We start from the raw sequence: 16,483 nt of genomic DNA, 5'->3' as shown, positions 1-16,483 counted from the left end.
GCCCATAGATAGGGCCTTCGCCCCAAACGAACCAAGCTCTCACTGAAATGGGTGATTGAGAGGATGTCATCCCAAATTGTCTGAGTTATGGGGATTTTGACCCGCAGAGTGAGCCACGTGGACGACATGGACCGCCGATTGCTGTCGGCATTGCGCGACTGCGGTACGGACCGGCGCGTGGCAATGGCCGCGCGCGCACTGTCCTGGAGCGGGGAGCACGGGGCGCTCTGGCTCGGCGCGGGGCTGCTGGGGGCAGTGGTCGACCGGGAGCGGCGAGGGGCGTGGCTGCGCGGTACGGCGCTGACCGCCGCGGCGCACCTGGCCAGCATGGGGGTCAAGCGGGTCGTCCGGAGGCCGAGGCCGGGCGTGGAGATCGGTGTGGAACCGCTTGTGCGGACGGCGGGGCGGCATTCCTTCCCCAGCTCGCACGCGGCTTCGGCCGCCGCTGCGGCAGTGGCGTACGGGGCGTTGCGGCCCCTGGGGGCGCGGCTCGTTCCGCCGTTGGCGGCGGCGATGTGCGTCTCGCGCATGGTCGTCGGGGTGCACTACCCGTCGGACGTGGCCGCGGGGGCTGCGCTCGGGGCGGTCGCCGCGCGGCTCGGGGCTCATTGGGTGGCCGGGGGTATCCGGCGATGACGAAACGGACTGAGCGAAGGGAAGAGGTGGGGGACGCGATGGACGCGGGGGGAGCGGAAGACGGGACGTCGTTGGCGCATGCGTCCGAACATGCCCGGCACGGGGCGCCCACGGCGTTGTTGGACCGGCCGCGGGGGCAGTCGGTGCCGGGGCCGCGCGCGGCGACGACGCTCGGCTTGCCGGCCGGCTTGTTGAAAACGGCGAGGCCGCGGCAATGGGTGAAGAACGTGCTCGTTGTGGCCGCGCCAGCGTCGGCCGGTGAGCTGTTCTCGTGGCACGCGGCGGCACAACTGGGCATGGTCTTCCTGCTGTTCACGGCGGCTTCCTCCGCCGTGTATTTGATCAATGATGCGCGGGACGCCGAGGCGGACAGGGCGCACCCGGTCAAGCGGAACAGGCCCGTGGCCGCGGGGCGCGTTCCGGTGGCGGTGGCCTATGTGGTCGGGGGCACGCTCGCGGTTCTCGCGCCGCTGATGGCCGCGGCCCTGTGCACCCCGATGACGGCGGTGCTGCTGACCGCCTACGTCGGGATGCAACTGGCGTACTGCATCAGCCTCAAGCACGTTCTCGTCGTCGATCTTGTCGTGGTGACCACCGGGTTTCTGATGCGGGCCATGATCGGCGGGCTCGCGCTGGGGATTCCCCTGTCGCGGTGGTTCCTGATCACGACGGGGTTCGGGGCGCTCTTCATGGTGTCGGCCAAGCGGTACTCCGAGGCCGTGCAGATGGCCGGGAAGGCGGGGGCGACGCGGGCGTTGCTGTCGGAGTACACGACCGGCTATCTGCGGTTCGTCTGGCAGCTCGCCGCAGGGGTGGCCGTTCTCGCCTACTGCCTCTGGGCCATGGAGGAAGGCGGGGTGGCGAGAACGAGTCTGCTGCCGTGGAGGCAGCTGTCGATGGTGGCCTTCATTCTCGCCGTCCTGCGCTACGCGGTCTTCGCCGACCGCGGCACGGCGGGTGAGCCGGAGGACGTCGTTCTGCGGGACAGAGCACTGGCCGTGATCGGCCTGGTGTGGGTGGCGATGTACGGGCTCGCGGTCGCCAACTGGTGAGTGTCGAGTGAGGGCGTGTCGAGCGAGGGCGTGCTGGGGGAAGGCCCGTCCCGGAGGGCGCGGCACACGGGGGCGTGGGGGAGGAACGGTCGTGGTGAGGTTCGGGGGTGGTCAGGGGTGAGGAGTCTTGGGCGCGAGCTGGTGGGGTTCGCGGTTGTGGGGAGCTGCGCGTACGTCGCCGACCTGGGGATCTTCGTGTGGCTGAGAGGGCCGGTGGGGTGGGATCCGATCGCCGCCAAGTCGCTTTCGTTCCTTGCTGGTTGCACGGCCGCGTACGTGGGGAACGCGCTCGGTACCTATCGCCGGGCGGTGGTCGAGGTGTCACGGGTGCGGCAGTACGGGGTGTTCTTCGCGGTCAATGTTGCGGGGGCGCTGGTGCAGTTGTTGTGTATCGCCGTGTCGCACTACGGGCTGGGGCTCACGTCGCAGCGTGCGGACACGGTGTCCGGGGCGGGGGTGGGCATGATGCTGGCCACGGCTTTGCGGTTCTGGGGCACTCGGACCCTTGTCTTCCGGGCGGCGATTCCGGCGAGACGTGCGAGAACGGTCAGGGAGGGCAGGCTCGGATCATGGACTGGCTGAAGAGACTCCCCGGCGTCGGGCCGATCGTCGTACGGCTCATGCGTACGCACGCGTGGTGCGCCTACGAGCGGCTCGACCAGGTGCACTGGACGCGGCTCGCGGCGGCGATGACGTTCATCAGCTTTCTGGCGCTGTTCCCGCTGCTGACCGTGGCCGCGGCGATTGCGGCCGGCACGCTCAGCGCGGAGCGGCAGAAGACGCTCCAGGACAAGATCGCGGAGCAGGTGCCCGGCATCTCCGACCAGTTGGACCTGGGCTCGCTCGTCGCGAACGCGGGCACGGTGGGTCTGGTGGCGGGGGCGTTGCTGCTCTTCACCGGCATCGGGTGGGTCGGCTCGATAAGAGAGTGTCTGCGCGCCGTCTGGGAGCTGGAGGACCCGGACGAGAACCCGGTCATGCGCAAGGTCACGGACGCCGGAGTTCTGGTGGGGCTGGGTGGGGCCGGGCTCGCCTCGCTGGCGGCGTCGATGCTCGCCTCGACCGCAGTGGGGTGGACGGCGGACCAGCTCGGCATCGCCCATGACGGATGGGGCGGCGCGCTGCTCAGGGCGGTGGCGTTCGCGATCGCTGTGCTCGCGGACTTCCTGCTGCTGCTCTATGTCCTGACGCTGCTGCCGGGTGTTCACCCGCATCGGCGGGAGCTGTTGACGGCGGCGCTGATCGGGGCGGCGGGGTTCGAGCTGCTGAAGCTGTTGCTCGGCAGCTATATGAAGGAGGTGGCGTCGAAGAGCATGTACGGGGCGTTCGGTACGCCGGTGGCCCTGATGCTGTGGATCAACTTCACGGCGAAGCTGCTGTTGTTCTGCGCGGCCTGGACGGCCACGTGGGCGCGGCCCGATTCGGAGGTACCGGACGAGGCCGAGCCGGGGGCGGAACCGCCGGGGGTGGCGCGGGCCGGCGCCGCCTGAGACAGACGGTGCCGGTGCACTTGAGCCGGACAGAGGTGGCGCCCCGGGTGAGGCCCGTCAGCGCCGGGGGAGGCGGCGTACCAGTTCGGGCAGGGGCCAGCGGCGGTTGACGAGGAAGGCGGCCGCGGCCAGGAGGAACAGGGCGCCGCCCGTGATGGCCAGGGCAGTACCCACGCCGCTGGAGCCGTTCTGGACGGAGGCGTGGGCGGTCGACGCCTTGCCGGGTGCCGCAGCCCCCTTGTCACCCTTCGGGCCGGCGGGGGAGCCGTCGGAGCCGCCGGTGTCGGCGCTCTTGGGCGCGACGAGCTGTCCCACCGGGGTGACCTTGCCGTCGGCCTTGAAACCCCAGTCGAGGAGACGGGCCGTCTCCTGGTAAACGGCCTGGTTCTCGCCGGAGTCGGGGTTCATGACGGTGACGAGAAGGACCTTGCCGTTGCGTTCGGCGACTCCGGTGAAGGTGGCGCCGGCGTTGGTGGTGTTGCCGTTCTTGACCCCGGCGATGCCCTTGTAGGGGTCGAGGCCCATGTCGCCGGTGATGAGCCGGTTGGTGTTCTGGATCTGGAAGGTGCTGGTGGTCTTGCCCTTCTTCTGTGACTCGGGGAACTTCGCGGTCGCCGTCGCGCAGTACTCGCGGAAGTCCGCCTTCTGCAGGCCCGAGCGGGCGAAGAGAGTGAGGTCGTAGGCGGAGGAGACCTGGCCGGGGGCGTCGTAGCCGTCGGGGCTGACCACGTGGGTGTCGAGGGCTTGGAGCTCGTCGGCGTGGGACTGCATGTCCTTGACGGTCTGCGGGACACCACCGTTGAGGGCGGACAGGACGTGGACCGCGTCGTTGCCGGAGCGGAGGAACACGCCGAGCCACAGGTCGTGGACGGTGTAGGTGTAGCCCTCCTTGACGCCGACCATGCTGGAGCCATCGCCGATGCCGGCCAGGTCGGAAGGGACGACCTTGTGCGTCTGCGACTTGGGGAACTTGGGGAGGACCGTGTCGGCGAAGAGCATCTTGAGGGTGCTGGCGGGGGGCAGGCGCCAGTGCGCGTTGTGCGAGGCGAGTACCTGGCCCGACTCGGCGTCCGTGACGATCCAGGAGCGCGCGCTCAGATCCTTGGGCAGGACGGGGGCGCCGTTCGCCAGATCCACCTGCGTGCCCGGCTTGCCCAGCTGTGCGCCGCCCACCGTCGACATCGAGGCCGGCGGCTTCGCCTTGCCCTTGGAAGACCCCGGCTTGTCGTCTGCCAGTGCGGGTGATGCGCAGCAGACCGAGATGAGAGTGGCGGAGGCGGCGACCGTGGCGGCTACGGCGGACCAGCGCCCGGCACGCCGAGGACCGGAACGCTTCAGACCGGAACGCTCGGAAAGAGACTCGGTCTTGGCAGGGGCGGTCGTGAAATACGACTCATTCGAGGCAGGCACGGTCGAGAACGTACATGGCTGGGGCCCGTAAGTCTTCGCCGAGGTGTCCTGTGTCCCCTGCTCCCCACCCCGGCGGCGGTGCGGACGGAGGACTGGCGATACTGAGGGTATGAAGCTCAGCCGCCCCGTCTCCTGGTTCCTGCTCGCCTTCGGTGTCTGGAGCTGGGTCATCTGGGTCACTTTCGTCAAGAACCTGTGGAAGGACGGGAGCGGGCTTGCCTTTGACGACGCCGGCGACCCGACCGCGTACTTCTGGGTGCATCTGACGCTCGCCGTTGTCTCCTTTGTCTTGGGGACGGTGGTTGGGGTCATCGGGTTCCGCGGACTGCGTGCCCTGCGTCGGGCGTGACGTGAAGAACACCGCAACGGACACCGCGATGAACGCAATGGGGGGAGCGGCGTCGTGATCGCCGTATTAGTGGTCGCAGGACTTGCGTCGCTCGCGGTGTTCGCCGGTCTGCACTGGTACGCGTGGCGCCGCCTGGTGCGCGACACCACGGCTCGGGCTGGTCTCGTGCGGCGAGCGGGCACGGTCGTGTTCGTGTTGGGGCCGTTGCTGATGTTCGCGGCGGTGGCGAGCGAGCGGGCCGGTGCGCCGTTCTGGTTGCAGCAGGTCCTGTCCTGGCCCGGGTTCCTGTGGATGGCCTTCTCCATCTATCTGGTGCTCGCGGTCCTCGTGGGTGAGGTGGTGCGCCCCCTGCTGCGGCGTTTCCTCGATCGCAGGTCCGCGCCGGGCGGCGCGGAGGCGGGGCCCTTGCCGGAGCCCGTACTGGTTCCGACGCGCGAGCCCGACGAGCCGTCCGCCGCGTCCTCCACCCCCACCAGCGCCAACACCAGCGCCAGTACCCCCAAGCCCGATACATCCCCGGTCGCGTCCGAGCCCTCGCGTCGGCTCTTTGTCTCTCGCGTTGTCGGTGGTGCCGCCGTCGTCGCGACCACCGGGATCGTCGGGAACGGTGCCTACGGCGTGCTGCGCGGGCCCAAGGTGAAGCGGGTCACGGTTCCGCTGGCCCGGCTGCCGCGTTCGGCGCACGGGTTCAGGATCGCGGTCGTCAGCGACATCCATCTGGGACCGGTTCTGGGGCGGGGGTTCGCCCAGAAGGTGGTCGACACGATCAACTCCACGCAGCCCGACCTCATCGCGGTCGTCGGAGACCTGGTCGACGGCAGTGTCGAGGACCTGGCGCCGGCCGTCGCGCCGCTCGCGGGACTGCGGGCCCGCCACGGCACGTACTTCGTGACGGGCAACCACGAGTACTTCTCTGGCGCTGAGCCGTGGGTCGAGCACGTCCGTGAGATCGGCCTGCGGCCCCTGGAGAACGCGCGCGTGGAGATGGGCGCGTTCGACCTGGCCGGTGTGAACGACGTGACCGGCGAGAACTACGGCGACGGGCCCGACTACGACAAGGCGCTCGGCGACCGCGACCCCGGCCGCGCCGCCGTCCTCCTCGCCCACCAGCCCGTGATGATCCACGAGGCGGTGAAGCACGGCGTCGACCTCCAGTTGTCGGGTCACACCCACGGCGGCCAGCTCTGGCCGGGCAACTTCATCGCCGACGCGGCGAACCCGACGCTCGCGGGCCTGGAGCGGTACGGCGACACGCAGTTGTACGTGAGCCGGGGCGCCGGCGCCTGGGGCCCGCCGGTCCGGGTGGGCGCCCCCTCGGACATCACGCTCGTCGAGCTGGCGTCGAAGCAGGCGTGAGGTGGGAGCCGGGGAGATATCTCCCCCCGGCTCCCAAAAAGGCCACCGTCCCGGAAAGCCCGCCGCCCCCCAAAAGAGCCACCGCCCCGAAAGCCCGCCGCCCCCAAAAGGAGCCCGTCAGCCGCCCTCCGTCCCCCCAAAAGACCCCGCCGCGAAACAGGCTCGAAACCCCCTTGCCCACAAGTTGCTCACAGGGTGCCTCAAGGTCTTCAAAAGCTCATCACCTCCCCTTCCCACGGCTCAAACTCCTGTGATTCAGTGATCCACGTCACTGGGGAGGGGCGCGATGCGGTCGATTCGCATGCGGGTATTTGCCACGTTCATGGTGCTTGCCGCCGCCGGAGCCGGCGCATGGCAGCTGCTTCCGGATCGGGATGAGCAGGGCAAGACGATCACGGTCGGGACGACCGATGCCGTGACGTCGCTCGATCCGGCCGGTGCGTACGACGCCGGATCATGGGCGCTGTACAGCAACGTGTTCCAGTCACTGCTGACGTTCGACGCGGGTGGCGCCGCGCCCGTGCCGGATGCCGCGAAGCACTGCGGGTTCGTCGGCCAGGGGCTGCTCACCTACCGTTGCGAGCTGCGTGACGGGCTGACGTTCCCGAGTGGTCGCGCGGTCACGGCCAAGGACGTGAAGTTCTCCTTCGACCGGGTCAAGGCCATCGACTCGCCGGTGGGCCCCGCCACTCTGCTCGACACACTCGGCAAGGTCGAGACGAGCGGGGCGCGGACGGTGACCTTCCAGCTGTCCTCGCCCGACGCGACGTTCCCGTTCAAGGTCGCCACGGGCGCCGGTTCCATCGTCGACAGCACCCAGTACCCGGCGCGCAGCCTGCGTACCCGTACCCGCGTCGACGGCACCGGCCCCTACAGCCTCAGCTCGTACACGCCCGGCAAGCAGGCCAAGCTCGTCCCCAACTCCCGCTACCAGGGCGCGGTCAAGAGCGTCGGGAAGCCCACCACCCTGCGCTACTTCAAGGACTCGGCCGCCCTCGAGGCCGCCTGGAAGGCCCGTTCGGTCGACGTCGCCGCTCGGCAGCTGCCGCCCGCGCTGCTCGCCTCGTACGCGCCGAGCGACAAGGGGGAGCGGCTCACCGAGGTCGAGAGCGCGGAGACCCGCAATCTCGTCCTCAATGTGCGGACGGGCCGCCCGTTGCACGACCGCCGGGTGCGACAAGCCCTCGCCACGCTCCTGGACCGGGACCGGCTGGTCGCCTCGACGTACCAAGGCACCGTCGACTCCCTCTACTCCCTGATCCCGCGCGGCATCACCGGGCACACGACCGCGTTCTTCGACGCGTATCCGAAGCCGGACGCCGCCCGTGCCCGCAAGCTGCTCCAGGAAGCCGGGGTGAGCGCGCCGGTCCGCTTCGAGTTCGCGTACTCGCGCGGCGCCGCGTCCGCGTCCGAGGCGAAGGAGATCAAGCGGCAGCTGGAGGCGAGCGGGCTGTTCAAGGTGAGCCTGCGCTACTACGAGTGGACCGATTTCCAGACGCGGTACGCGAGCGGGAAGCTCGACGCGTACGCGGTCGGCTGGCTGCCGGACTTCCCCGATCCGGACACGTTCACCGCGCAGCTCGTGCGCACCGGGTCCGGCATGCACAACGGATACAGCAGCAAAGAGGTCGACGGCCTGATCCAGGCCAGTCAGCAGTACGAGGACCGCAGCCGCACCATGGGCGACTTCCGCAAGCTCCAGGAAGCGGTCGCACGCGACGTCCCGCTCATCCCTCTGTGGCAGCGCAAGGAGTACGTGCTCAGCACGGAGGACATCACCGGCGGGCAGTATCTGTCGGACGGGACCGGGGTGTTCCGGCTGTGGCAGCTCGGCTGGATCTGACCGGCTCCGAGAAGGCCTCACTCACGGGATCCCCCTAAGCCCCGGCAGGAACCTCGCTCACGGGATCCCCTCAGCCCCAGCAGGAACCTCACTCACGGGATCCCCCTCAGCCAGAGCCGAACCAACAGGCCCCCCACCCCCCGGCAGCACCACCGTCACCCGCACCCCCGTCCCCGGAGCCGTGCGCACGGACACCTCGCCGCCGTGCGCCGACACCACCCCCTGCACGATCGCCAGGCCCAGACCGCTGCCGGCACCCCCGCCCGCCCGGAAGAAGCGGTCGAAGATCCGTGCCGCGTCCTCCTCGTCAAGCCCGGGGCCCTCGTCGGCCACGCACAGCCGCACCGTCCCGTCCGCGCGTTCGAGCGAGACGCTGACGGGGGCGTCCTCCGGTGTGTGGGTACGTACGTTGGCAAGGAGGTTCCCGAGGATCTGGCGCAGGCCCGACTCGTCGGCGCGGACGAGCAGCGCGCCGTCCGCGGCGACGTGGACCGGGCGGTCCGGCTGCTGCACGCGAAGGTCGTCGGCGGCTTCGCGGACCAGCCGGCTCAGATCGACGTTCCGCAGGCGCAGTTCGGGGCCCTGGTCGAGGCGGGCCAGGGTGAGGAGTTCGTCGACGAGTCGGCTCATGCGGTCGGCCTCGGCGTGGACGCGGCCCAGGGCGCGGGTGCGTTCGGCCGGGTCGCGGAGCATCCCCTTGTCGTAGAGCTGGAGGTAGCCGCGGATCGCGGCGAGCGGCGTACGCAGTTCGTGGGAGGCGTCGGCGACGAACCGCCGGAGCTGGGCGGAGCTGCGCTCGCGGGTCTCGAAGGCCGTTTCGACCTGGTGGAGCATGGAGTTGAGGGCGAGCCGCAGCTGTTCGACCTCCAGGGCGGTGTCGTGGTGCGGCGGCACGCGCCGTGCGAGGTCTCCGTCGGCGATGGCCGACGCGGTCTCGACCATGTCTTCGAGGGGCCGCATCCGGTGGCTGACGCCGATCATCGTGAGGACGGCGAGCAGCGTGAGCAGGCCCGTGCCGAGGGCGATGTCGAGCCTGAGCGCCTTGTGGATGCCGGTCTGGACGTTGGCCGTCGAGGTGGCGAGCAGCACGGTCGTGCCGTCGGCGAGCCGAGCGCCCACCGCGCGGTACGGGTCGCCGTGCACAGTGACGTCGCGTGGCTCGTCGGCGGTGGCGAGCGCCTTCGGATCGTCGACCGCGGAGGCGAGGTCGCGCTGGCGGGCGGTGGGGCGCAGGGTGCCTACGGTGATGGGCTCGCCGGCCCGGTCGACCGCCACGAACACGGTTTCGTTGCGCGGTAGTGAACTCGCCCCAGAATCGGTGGAGTTGGGGCCGGGGGAGAGTTTGTCGAGGGCGATGCCCAGTTCGCTGAGCGACTCGATCTGCTTGAGGGTGAGACCGGTGCGCTGGAGCGAGGTGCGGGACGAGGTCAGCTCGGCGTCGACGTTCGCGAGGAGATAGTGGCGCATGCCCATGAGGCTGACGGCGGTCGCGGCGACGATGCCGAGGGCGAGCAGCGCCACGTTGACGAGGGTGAGTTTGGCGCGCAGGGAGTGGAACCGCCGGCTCCGACCGGGCACGTGCCCCCGCCCCCGCTTCACGCCCCACCCGCAAGCCCGTACCCGACCCCCCGCCGCGTAGTGATCAACGGCGGCCCCAGCGCTTCGAGTTTGCGCCGTAGGTAGCTGATGTAGGTCTCGACGACGGTCGACTCCGCCGTGTGCTCGTACTGCCATACGTGCCGCAGGAGTTGTTCCTTGGGAACGACGCGGCCGCCGTTGCGCACGAGGAAGCGCAGGAGCGCGTACTCGGTGGGCGTGAGCTGGACCGTGTGGCCCGAGCGGTGGACGGTGTAGGCCGTTTCGTCGAGTTCGAGGTCGCCGTAGCGCAGCGGCGGCCGTTCGGGCAGGACGTCGGCCGACCGGGTGCGGCGCAGGACGGCGCCCAGTCTGGCCACGACCTCGTCGATGTTGAACGGCTTGGTGATGTAGTCGTCGCCGAAACCGAGCGCGCCCACGATCTCGGCGGGCGCGTCGCGCGCGGTCAGGAAGACGAGGGCCAGATCGGGCCTGCGGGCGCGCAGTTCGCGCCCGAGCGCCCGGCCGTCGCCGTCCGGAAGCATCACGTCGAGGAGCGCGGCGTCGGGCCGGGTGCGTGTGGCCAGGGCGAGGCCCTCGCGGACGGTGCCCGCCGTCATGACCTCGAAGCGGTGGTAGCGCAGGGCTATCGCGAGGACGTCGGTGATGCTCGGCTCGTCCTCGACGATGAGCACGGTGGCTCCCGCGGGGTGCTCCGCGTTGCTCACGGGCCCGGCACCCACAGGACCGGCGTCCGCGTGCCCGGCGTCCGCGTGCCCGGCGTTCGCGTGCCCGGCGTTCACGGGACCGGCGTCCGCGTGCCCCGAGGCCACCGACCCACCCTTCGCGTGCCCCGATTCGACAGGTCCCTCGTTCACATGCCCGGCACTCATACCCCCAGCGTTCATAAGTCCAGTATCGGCGCGCCCGCCCCCGCTCGGGGCTGCCTGCCCCTTGGAGTTCCTTGAGAGTCATGGCCGCGTCGTGCCGCCGTGCCCCCGCGCCCACGGATGCTGAGGCCGAGGCAGGCCCGGGGGAACCCGCGGAGCCCGCGCCGGAGTTACGGCCGCGCTCCCGGTGACGGAAGACCGAAGGAGTGGCAAACGTGACGGCATTGGCACGGTGGTGCTACCGGCACCGCCTGGTGGTCCTGGTGCTGTGGGTGGGGGCGCTGTTCGGCCTGGGGGCCGCGGGCACCTCGGCGGGGACCGACTACTCGAACGTGTTCTCCCTCCCCGACACGGACTCCAAGCAGGCGTACGACCTGATGACGAAGGCGTTCCCGCAGAGTTCGGGCGACACGGACACCGTGGTGTGGCGGGCGTCCGGCGATGCGGGGTCGGTGACGAACAAAGCCGTACGGTCCCGGATCGAGCCCGCGCTGAAGGAGATCGCCGGAATGCGGGGTGTCGGCCAGGTCGCGGGCCCCTACGAGAGGAACGGCGCCGCGCAGATCAGCCGCGACGGCCGCACCGCCTACGCGCAGATCACCTTCACCGACCAGGCGAACGAGGTCCCCAAGGACCTCGTCCAGAAAGTCGTCGACACGGCCCAGGGCGCCGAACGCGACGGACTCCAGGTCGAGTTGGGCGGCCAGGCCATCACCCGTATCCAGGAGCCGCCCACCGGCGTATCCGAGGTGGTCGGCATCGCGGCGGCGGCCGTCGTCCTCTTCCTGGCCTTCGGCTCGCTGTTCGCGATGCTGCTTCCGATCGTCGTCGCGATCATGGGCGTCGGCAGCGGAATGATGGCGACGATGCTGCTCAGCCATGTGACGAACGTGCCCGAAGTGGCCCCACTGCTCGGCTCGTTGATCGGTCTCGGCGTCGGCATCGACTACGCGCTCTTCATCGTCACCCGGCACCGGCGCGGCATCCAGCGAGGGCTCGGACCGGAGGAGTCGGCGGTGCGCGCCCTCAACACGTCGGGGCGCGCGGTCCTGTTCGCGGGCGGCACCGTGTGCATCGCGCTCGCCGGGATGCTGGTCATGAACCTGCGCTTCCTGGACGGTGTCGTCATCGCCACGTCCCTCACGGTCGTGCTCAGCGTCCTGGCGGCGATCACCCTCCTGCCCGCGCTCCTCGGCCTGCTCGGCCCGCGCGTCCTCAGCCGCAAGCAGCGGCGGAAGCTCGCGGCGGCGGGGCCGGATCCCGCCGAGGCGAGCGGTCCCGCGGCGCGCTGGTCGGCGTATGTGCAAAAGCGCCCGCGCTCGATCGCGACGATGGCGCTGGTCGTCATGGCGGTGCTCGCGCTGCCCGTACTGTCGCTGCGGCTCGGCGCCACCGACCAGGGCAACAACCAGGAGTCGACGACGACCCGGCAGGCGTACGACCTGCTCGCGGAGGGCTTCGGGCCCGGCTTCAACGGGCCGCTTCAGGTCGTCGTGCCGGGCGGCGCCGACACCACGGAGCTGGTCAGGACGATCCGTGCGACGGACGACGTCGCGCAGGCCGCCGCGGCCCCGCCCGCCGGGGGCATCACGGTCATCCAGGTCGTGCCGGAGACGTCCCCGCAGTCCGTCGGGACGGACCGGCTCATCGACCGGCTGCGGGACGATGTGATCCCGGAAGCCGGTGTCGAGGCGCACGTCGGCGGGGTGACGGCCGTCTTCAAGGACTTCGCGTCGGTGACCGGCGACCGGCTGCCCTACTTCGTGGGCGCCATCATCGGGCTCGGCTTCCTGCTGCTCCTGATCGCGTTCCGCTCGTTCGTGGTGCCGCTCACGGCCGCGCTGATGAACCTGATCGCGGCGGCCGCGTCGTTCGGCGTCCTGGTGGCGGTCTTCCAGTGGGGCTGGGGGACGGAGTTCCTCGGCATCGGGAAGGAGGGGCCGATCACCGCATTCCTGCCGGTGATCATGCTGTCGCTGCTGTTCGGCCTCTCGATGGACTACCAGGTGTTCCTGGTGAGCCGGATGCACGAGGAGTGGGTGCACACCGGGGACAACGCGCGGGCCGTGCGCGTCGGCCTCGCCGAGACGAGCCGGGTCATCAACTGCGCGGCTCTCATCATGATCTGCGTGTTCTCCGCGTTCGTCCTGAGCGGCGACATGGAGGGCGCGATGGCGGGCATCGGGCTGGCCGCTGCGGTCGCGCTCGACGCGTTCATCCTGCGTACGGCGCTGGTTCCGGCGGCGATGCATCTCCTCGGCCGCTCCAACTGGTGGCTGCCGGACTGGCTGGACCGCCGGCTCCCGCACCTGGCCGTGGAGGCGGCCGAGCCGCCCGCCGCACCGCCGACCGAGCCCGTCAAAAGCGCCGGCCTCGTCAGGACCGCGGAGCCCATGGAGAGCAGCACCGGCGGAGCCACGGTCGTCCACGGATTCCTGCGCACCCCCGACGGCGACTCCTTGGCCGGCGCCTCCGTGACCCTCGTCTCCAGGGGCGGCCGCCAGCTCGACCGCGTCACGTCCCTCGCCGACGGCTCGTACATCGTGTCGGTGCCCGCGCCGGGGGCGTACGTCCTGGCGGTGACGGCGCACGGAGTGGTGCCGCGCGCCCGCCACATCACCGTCGGGGGCGATCCGCTGGTGTACGACGTGGAGCTGACGGACGACGGTGCAGATCTGGTGAACTGACGTCTGCGTCAGGCGGGTTGGCAGGGGTGTTCAGCGTGAAGTGCCGTACGCCGGGCACCCCCGCCGTGGCCAAGCAGGCCAGGCCCACGGCCGCCGCCGCGATCCACAGCGGGGTCGCCTCGCCCCAGGCGTCGGCGGCGAGCGGGGCGAGGACGTAGCCGAGGGGCATCGCGGCCAGCGAGAGCAGCCAGTCGTACGAGGTGACGCGGGCGAGGACCGACGCGGGAACGGCCGTTTGCACCGCCGTCTCCCACAGGGGATTGAAGAAGCCGAGACCGGCCAGGGCGACGCCGAACGCGGCGGCGACCGCCGGTGCGGGGGCGTGCAGGGCGAGCAGCCCCAGCGGCAGGACGTACGTGGTCAGGACCAGGTTGCCCGTGAGGACCGGGCGGCGGGGCCGGGCCCGCCCGGACAGGAGTGATCCGAGGAGGAGGCCGACGGCGCCGGCCTGGGCGATCACGATCCAGGCGCCGTCGCCGCCCAGTTCCTTGACGGCGACGGCCGGTCCGAGGGTGGCGAACACGGCTGCCGCGCCGTTCCAGGTGGCGTGGGCGATGAGGCTCGTCCAGTACCAGCCGCGCGAGCGCACCTCGTGCCAGCCCTCGACGAGGTCGGACCGGAGAGAGCGGTGTTCCTCGGCGGGTGCCGTGGTGCGGCTGAGCCGCAGGGTGGCGAGCAGGGCGGCGCTGACGGCGAACGAGGCGGCGTCCAGCACGAACGCCCAGCCGGGACCCGCGGTCAGGACAAGCAGCCCGGCGAGCGCCGGACCGCCCGCCAGCGTGCCGCTGCGGACCACGGCTAGGGCGGAGTTGGCGGCCTGCCGGTCCTTCTCGCCGACGATGCCGACGATCAGTGAGGCGAGCGTCGGCATGGCGAAGGCTGAGGCCGCGCCGCCGATCGCCTCGGCGACCGCGATCTGCCACAACTCCGGTTTCCCGGAGAGGAGTTCGATGCCCACGAAGAGCTGGCCGGCGCACCGTATGAGATCGGTGGTCAGGGCCACGATGCGCGGGTTGAAGCGGTCGGCGATCACGCCGCCCAGGGGGAGGAGTACGAGCCGCGGCACCATCGCGCAGCCCAGGACCAGCGCGAGCGCCGAGGCCGAGCCGGTGGCGCGCAGCACGGCGAGGGCGAGGGCGGAGGGGATGACGGCGTCGCCGACCAGGGAGAGGAGGCGGCCGAGGAAGAAGCGGCGGAAGCGGGCGTTGCTCAACAGCGGGTGGCGGAGGCTGGGGCGCGGCATGCGGGCGAATGTATTTCGTCGCCGAAGTATTCGTCAACGAAGTATCGGGAATCAAAATATCCGGCACCGAAGGATCTGGCCGTAAACTGCCCCCATGGAACGCGACTGGACCGATGGGCACCTGGCGCGCTGGCTGCCGGTCATGCCGGACCTCGACCCGGACGTCGAGGGCGCGATCACGCGTGCCGGTGAGCTCACCCGGCATCTGCGCAGGATCCGTGAACAGGCCCTGGTCGACGTGGAGCTGGAGCGGTTCGAGTACGACACGCTGCACAAGCTCGCGGGGCGCGGCGGACGCGCGGCGCCCTCGGAACTCGCCTCGGACCTGGGCCTCGCCCCGGCTTCCGTCACGGGCCGCCTCGACGGCCTCGAACGCCGCGGCCTCGTCGTCCGTACGCCGTCCAGGACCGACCGGCGCCGGGTCGACGTGGAGCTGACCGAAGCGGGCCACGCGATCTGGCGCAAGGCGATGGACCGGCTCGGGGGCGAGGAGCACCGGGTGCTCGGCGCGCTCGACGCGAAGGAGCGCAAGCAGCTCTCGGACCTGCTGCGGCGGGTGATGGTGGCCGCCGAATCGGGCCCCGGCGGCCGCCGACCCTGACGGGCACGCCGTCAGAGACGAGAGCCCTGACGCCGTACCTCGCTCATTGGGCCGCGTCAGCCCTGACGCCGCGCCCCGCCCACTGGACGGCGCCAGCCCTCACATCGCGCCCCGCCACTGGCCCGGCGTCAGCCCTGACGCCGCCGACGCCCGCTCGGCCGCTCCCGCCCCCGACGCCGCAGCGCCAGCAGCCCGCCGCCCGCGAGCATCGCGACCGCCGCCGAGCCGCCGAACGCCCAGTCGTCCGTGTGAGACGTGGTCGACGCGGCGACGGGAGCGCCCGCAGCGCCCACCGAGCCCGCGGCCCCCGCACCCGGCTTGGCCGCCGCCGCGCCCTTGGGCTGCTCGCTCAGCGGCGTGACCAGCGTGCCGACCGGATCTGCCTTGCTCGCCGCCGCGAACCCCCAGTCGAGCAGCGCCGCCGTCTCCTCGTACACCGCCTCGTACCCCGACCTGGGGTGCATCACGGTGACGAGCAGGGTGCGCCCGCCGCGGGTCGCCGCGCCGGTGAACGTGTTGCCGGCGTGCGAGGTGTAGCCGTTCTTGACGCCGATGAGCCCCTGGTACGCGGCCACCCCCTGCCCGGTGAGGAGGCGGTCCGTGTTCTGGATCTGGAACGTCTTCTTGCCCCCGGCCGGGAAGTCGGCCGTCTTCGTGGCGCAGTAGCCGCGGAAGTCCTCGTTCTTGAGCCCGGCGCGCGCGAACAGCGTCAGGTCGTACGCCGACGACACCTGTCCCTTGTGGTCGAAGCCGTCGGGGCTGACCACATGCGTGTCGTTCGCCTGGAGGTCCTTCGCGCGGGCCTGCATCTGGCGGACGGTCTCGCCCACCCCGCCGTTCATGCTGGCGAGCACATGCACCGCGTCGTTCCCGGAGCGCAGGAAGACGCCCTGCCACAGCTGCTCGACGGTGTACGAGGTCCCGGCCTGGACACCGACGAGGCTGCTGCCGTACGGGATCCCGGCGAGATCGGCGGCGGTCACCTTGTGGACCGAGGCCCGCCCGAACTTCGGCAGGACCGTGTCCGCGAACAGCATCTTGAGCGTCGACGCCGGGGGCAGCGCGCGGTGCGCGTCGTACGAGGCGAGGACGTCGCCGCTGTCGTGGTCGGCGACGAGCCACGCCTGCGCGGCGAGCTTCGGCAGCCGGGGCGTGCCGGACGCCACCTGGACACCGGACCTGCCGAGCCGCTCCCCGCCGACGGCGGAGACCGAGGCCGCGGCGCGCGGCCCTGGCAGGGTGACGGAGGCCGCGGCGCCGAGACCGAGGGCGAGCGCGGCGCGGCGGCTGACGTGGTGCGATGAAGAGGAGCCGGGCATCAGACGACCGTACAAGCCGCGCATGAACCAAA

14 protein-coding genes are annotated in these 16,483 nt (G+C 71.0%); 9 read left to right on the top strand and 5 right to left on the bottom strand.

The features are described from left to right. The first annotated feature begins 87 nt into the window (after positions 1-87). The 4 genes from CG723_RS19660 (at position 88) to CG723_RS19645 (ending at position 3,178) form a co-directional block, all read left to right on the top strand. On the top strand, positions 88-636 hold the full coding sequence (locus CG723_RS19660; protein ID WP_199841822.1) for a phosphatase PAP2 family protein: 549 nt from the start codon (positions 88-90) through the stop codon (positions 634-636). Positions 637-674: 38 nt separating this feature from the next. Further along, positions 675-1,688, top strand: coding sequence for a decaprenyl-phosphate phosphoribosyltransferase (locus CG723_RS19655; RefSeq protein ID WP_100594954.1), 1,014 nt, complete (start codon positions 675-677; stop codon positions 1,686-1,688). 117 nt (positions 1,689-1,805) lie between these two features. Further along, on the top strand, positions 1,806-2,270 hold the full coding sequence (locus tag CG723_RS19650) for a GtrA family protein (protein ID WP_100594775.1): 465 nt from the start codon (positions 1,806-1,808) through the stop codon (positions 2,268-2,270). Further along, on the top strand, positions 2,258-3,178 hold the full coding sequence (locus CG723_RS19645) for a YihY/virulence factor BrkB family protein (RefSeq protein WP_100594774.1): 921 nt from the start codon (positions 2,258-2,260) through the stop codon (positions 3,176-3,178). Before CG723_RS19650 ends, CG723_RS19645 begins: the two co-directional genes overlap by 13 nt. A 57-nt stretch (positions 3,179-3,235) precedes the next feature. Here CG723_RS19645 and CG723_RS19640 read toward each other — a convergent pair whose 3' ends face one another. Next, a complete protein-coding gene (locus CG723_RS19640) occupies positions 3,236-4,759 on the bottom strand; it encodes a D-alanyl-D-alanine carboxypeptidase (protein WP_234374404.1) in 1,524 nt (507 codons plus the stop codon). Between CG723_RS19640 and CG723_RS47610 the strand changes: the two genes are divergently transcribed. The 3 genes from CG723_RS47610 to CG723_RS19630 all read left to right on the top strand — a co-directional run bounded on the left by CG723_RS47610 (position 4,698) and on the right by CG723_RS19630 (position 8,136). Then, positions 4,698-4,937 (top strand): SCO4848 family membrane protein, encoded by a 240-nt coding sequence (locus CG723_RS47610; protein WP_234374403.1) that lies wholly within the window; start codon positions 4,698-4,700, stop codon positions 4,935-4,937. The two genes, CG723_RS19640 and CG723_RS47610, sit on opposite strands and share 62 nt — an antisense overlap. 54 nt (positions 4,938-4,991) lie before the next feature. Next, positions 4,992-6,293, top strand: a complete 1,302-nt coding sequence (locus CG723_RS19635; RefSeq protein WP_100594772.1) for a metallophosphoesterase — start codon at positions 4,992-4,994, stop codon at positions 6,291-6,293. A gap of 286 nt (positions 6,294-6,579) precedes the next feature. Then, positions 6,580-8,136: an ABC transporter substrate-binding protein gene (locus CG723_RS19630; protein ID WP_100594771.1), complete on the top strand. Its 1,557-nt coding sequence runs from the start codon at positions 6,580-6,582 to the stop codon at positions 8,134-8,136. Between the two features lie 57 nt (positions 8,137-8,193). On the opposite strand, the gene CG723_RS19625 is transcribed toward CG723_RS19630, so the two are convergent. Beyond that, complete coding sequence (locus CG723_RS19625) at positions 8,194-9,714, bottom strand: sensor histidine kinase (protein WP_234374402.1); 1,521 nt, start codon at positions 9,712-9,714, stop codon at positions 8,194-8,196. Positions 9,715-9,731: 17 nt separating this feature from the next. Further along, on the bottom strand, positions 9,732-10,406 hold the full coding sequence (locus CG723_RS19620) for a response regulator transcription factor (protein WP_100594952.1): 675 nt from the start codon (positions 10,404-10,406) through the stop codon (positions 9,732-9,734). 419 nt (positions 10,407-10,825) lie between these two features. On the opposite strand from CG723_RS19620, the gene CG723_RS19615 reads away from it, so the two are divergent. After that, the gene (locus CG723_RS19615; RefSeq protein ID WP_100594770.1) at positions 10,826-13,288 is read left to right on the top strand and encodes an MMPL family transporter; all 2,463 of its coding nucleotides are present in this window, start codon (positions 10,826-10,828) and stop codon (positions 13,286-13,288) included. Here CG723_RS19615 and CG723_RS19610 read toward each other — a convergent pair. Next, the gene (locus CG723_RS19610; protein ID WP_100594769.1) at positions 13,218-14,531 is read right to left on the bottom strand and encodes an MFS transporter; all 1,314 of its coding nucleotides are present in this window, start codon (positions 14,529-14,531) and stop codon (positions 13,218-13,220) included. The two genes, CG723_RS19615 and CG723_RS19610, sit on opposite strands and share 71 nt — an antisense overlap. Before the next feature lie 94 nt (positions 14,532-14,625). On the opposite strand from CG723_RS19610, the gene CG723_RS19605 reads away from it, so the two are divergent. Next, the gene (locus CG723_RS19605; protein WP_100594768.1) at positions 14,626-15,132 is read left to right on the top strand and encodes a MarR family winged helix-turn-helix transcriptional regulator; all 507 of its coding nucleotides are present in this window, start codon (positions 14,626-14,628) and stop codon (positions 15,130-15,132) included. Between the two features lie 128 nt (positions 15,133-15,260). Here CG723_RS19605 and CG723_RS19600 read toward each other — a convergent pair whose 3' ends face one another. Further along, positions 15,261-16,475 (bottom strand): D-alanyl-D-alanine carboxypeptidase family protein, encoded by a 1,215-nt coding sequence (locus CG723_RS19600; RefSeq protein WP_100594767.1) that lies wholly within the window; start codon positions 16,473-16,475, stop codon positions 15,261-15,263. Between the last annotated feature and the right edge of the window lie 8 nt (positions 16,476-16,483).

Origin of the sequence: Streptomyces sp. CB01635 (assembly GCF_002803065.1) — a bacterium.
Lineage (GTDB): Bacteria > Actinomycetota > Actinomycetes > Streptomycetales > Streptomycetaceae > Streptomyces.
The sequence above is the reverse complement of the archived record's forward strand: the minus strand, read 5'-3'. Positions and strand labels throughout refer to the sequence as shown.

Coding starts and splice junctions, on each gene's coding strand:
- CG723_RS19630 (WP_100594771.1), top strand. CDS start 6,580: ATGCGGTCGATTCGCATGCGGGTATTTGCCACGTTCATGGTGCTTGCC.
- CG723_RS19660 (WP_199841822.1), top strand. CDS start 88: ATGGGGATTTTGACCCGCAGAGTGAGCCACGTGGACGACATGGACCGC.
- CG723_RS19605 (WP_100594768.1), top strand. CDS start 14,626: ATGGAACGCGACTGGACCGATGGGCACCTGGCGCGCTGGCTGCCGGTC.
- CG723_RS47610 (WP_234374403.1), top strand. CDS start 4,698: ATGAAGCTCAGCCGCCCCGTCTCCTGGTTCCTGCTCGCCTTCGGTGTC.
- CG723_RS19640 (WP_234374404.1), bottom strand. CDS start 4,759: ATGACCCAGCTCCAGACACCGAAGGCGAGCAGGAACCAGGAGACGGGG.
- CG723_RS19655 (WP_100594954.1), top strand. CDS start 675: ATGGACGCGGGGGGAGCGGAAGACGGGACGTCGTTGGCGCATGCGTCC.
- CG723_RS19600 (WP_100594767.1), bottom strand. CDS start 16,475: ATGCGCGGCTTGTACGGTCGTCTGATGCCCGGCTCCTCTTCATCGCAC.
- CG723_RS19645 (WP_100594774.1), top strand. CDS start 2,258: ATGGACTGGCTGAAGAGACTCCCCGGCGTCGGGCCGATCGTCGTACGG.
- CG723_RS19610 (WP_100594769.1), bottom strand. CDS start 14,531: ATGCCGCGCCCCAGCCTCCGCCACCCGCTGTTGAGCAACGCCCGCTTC.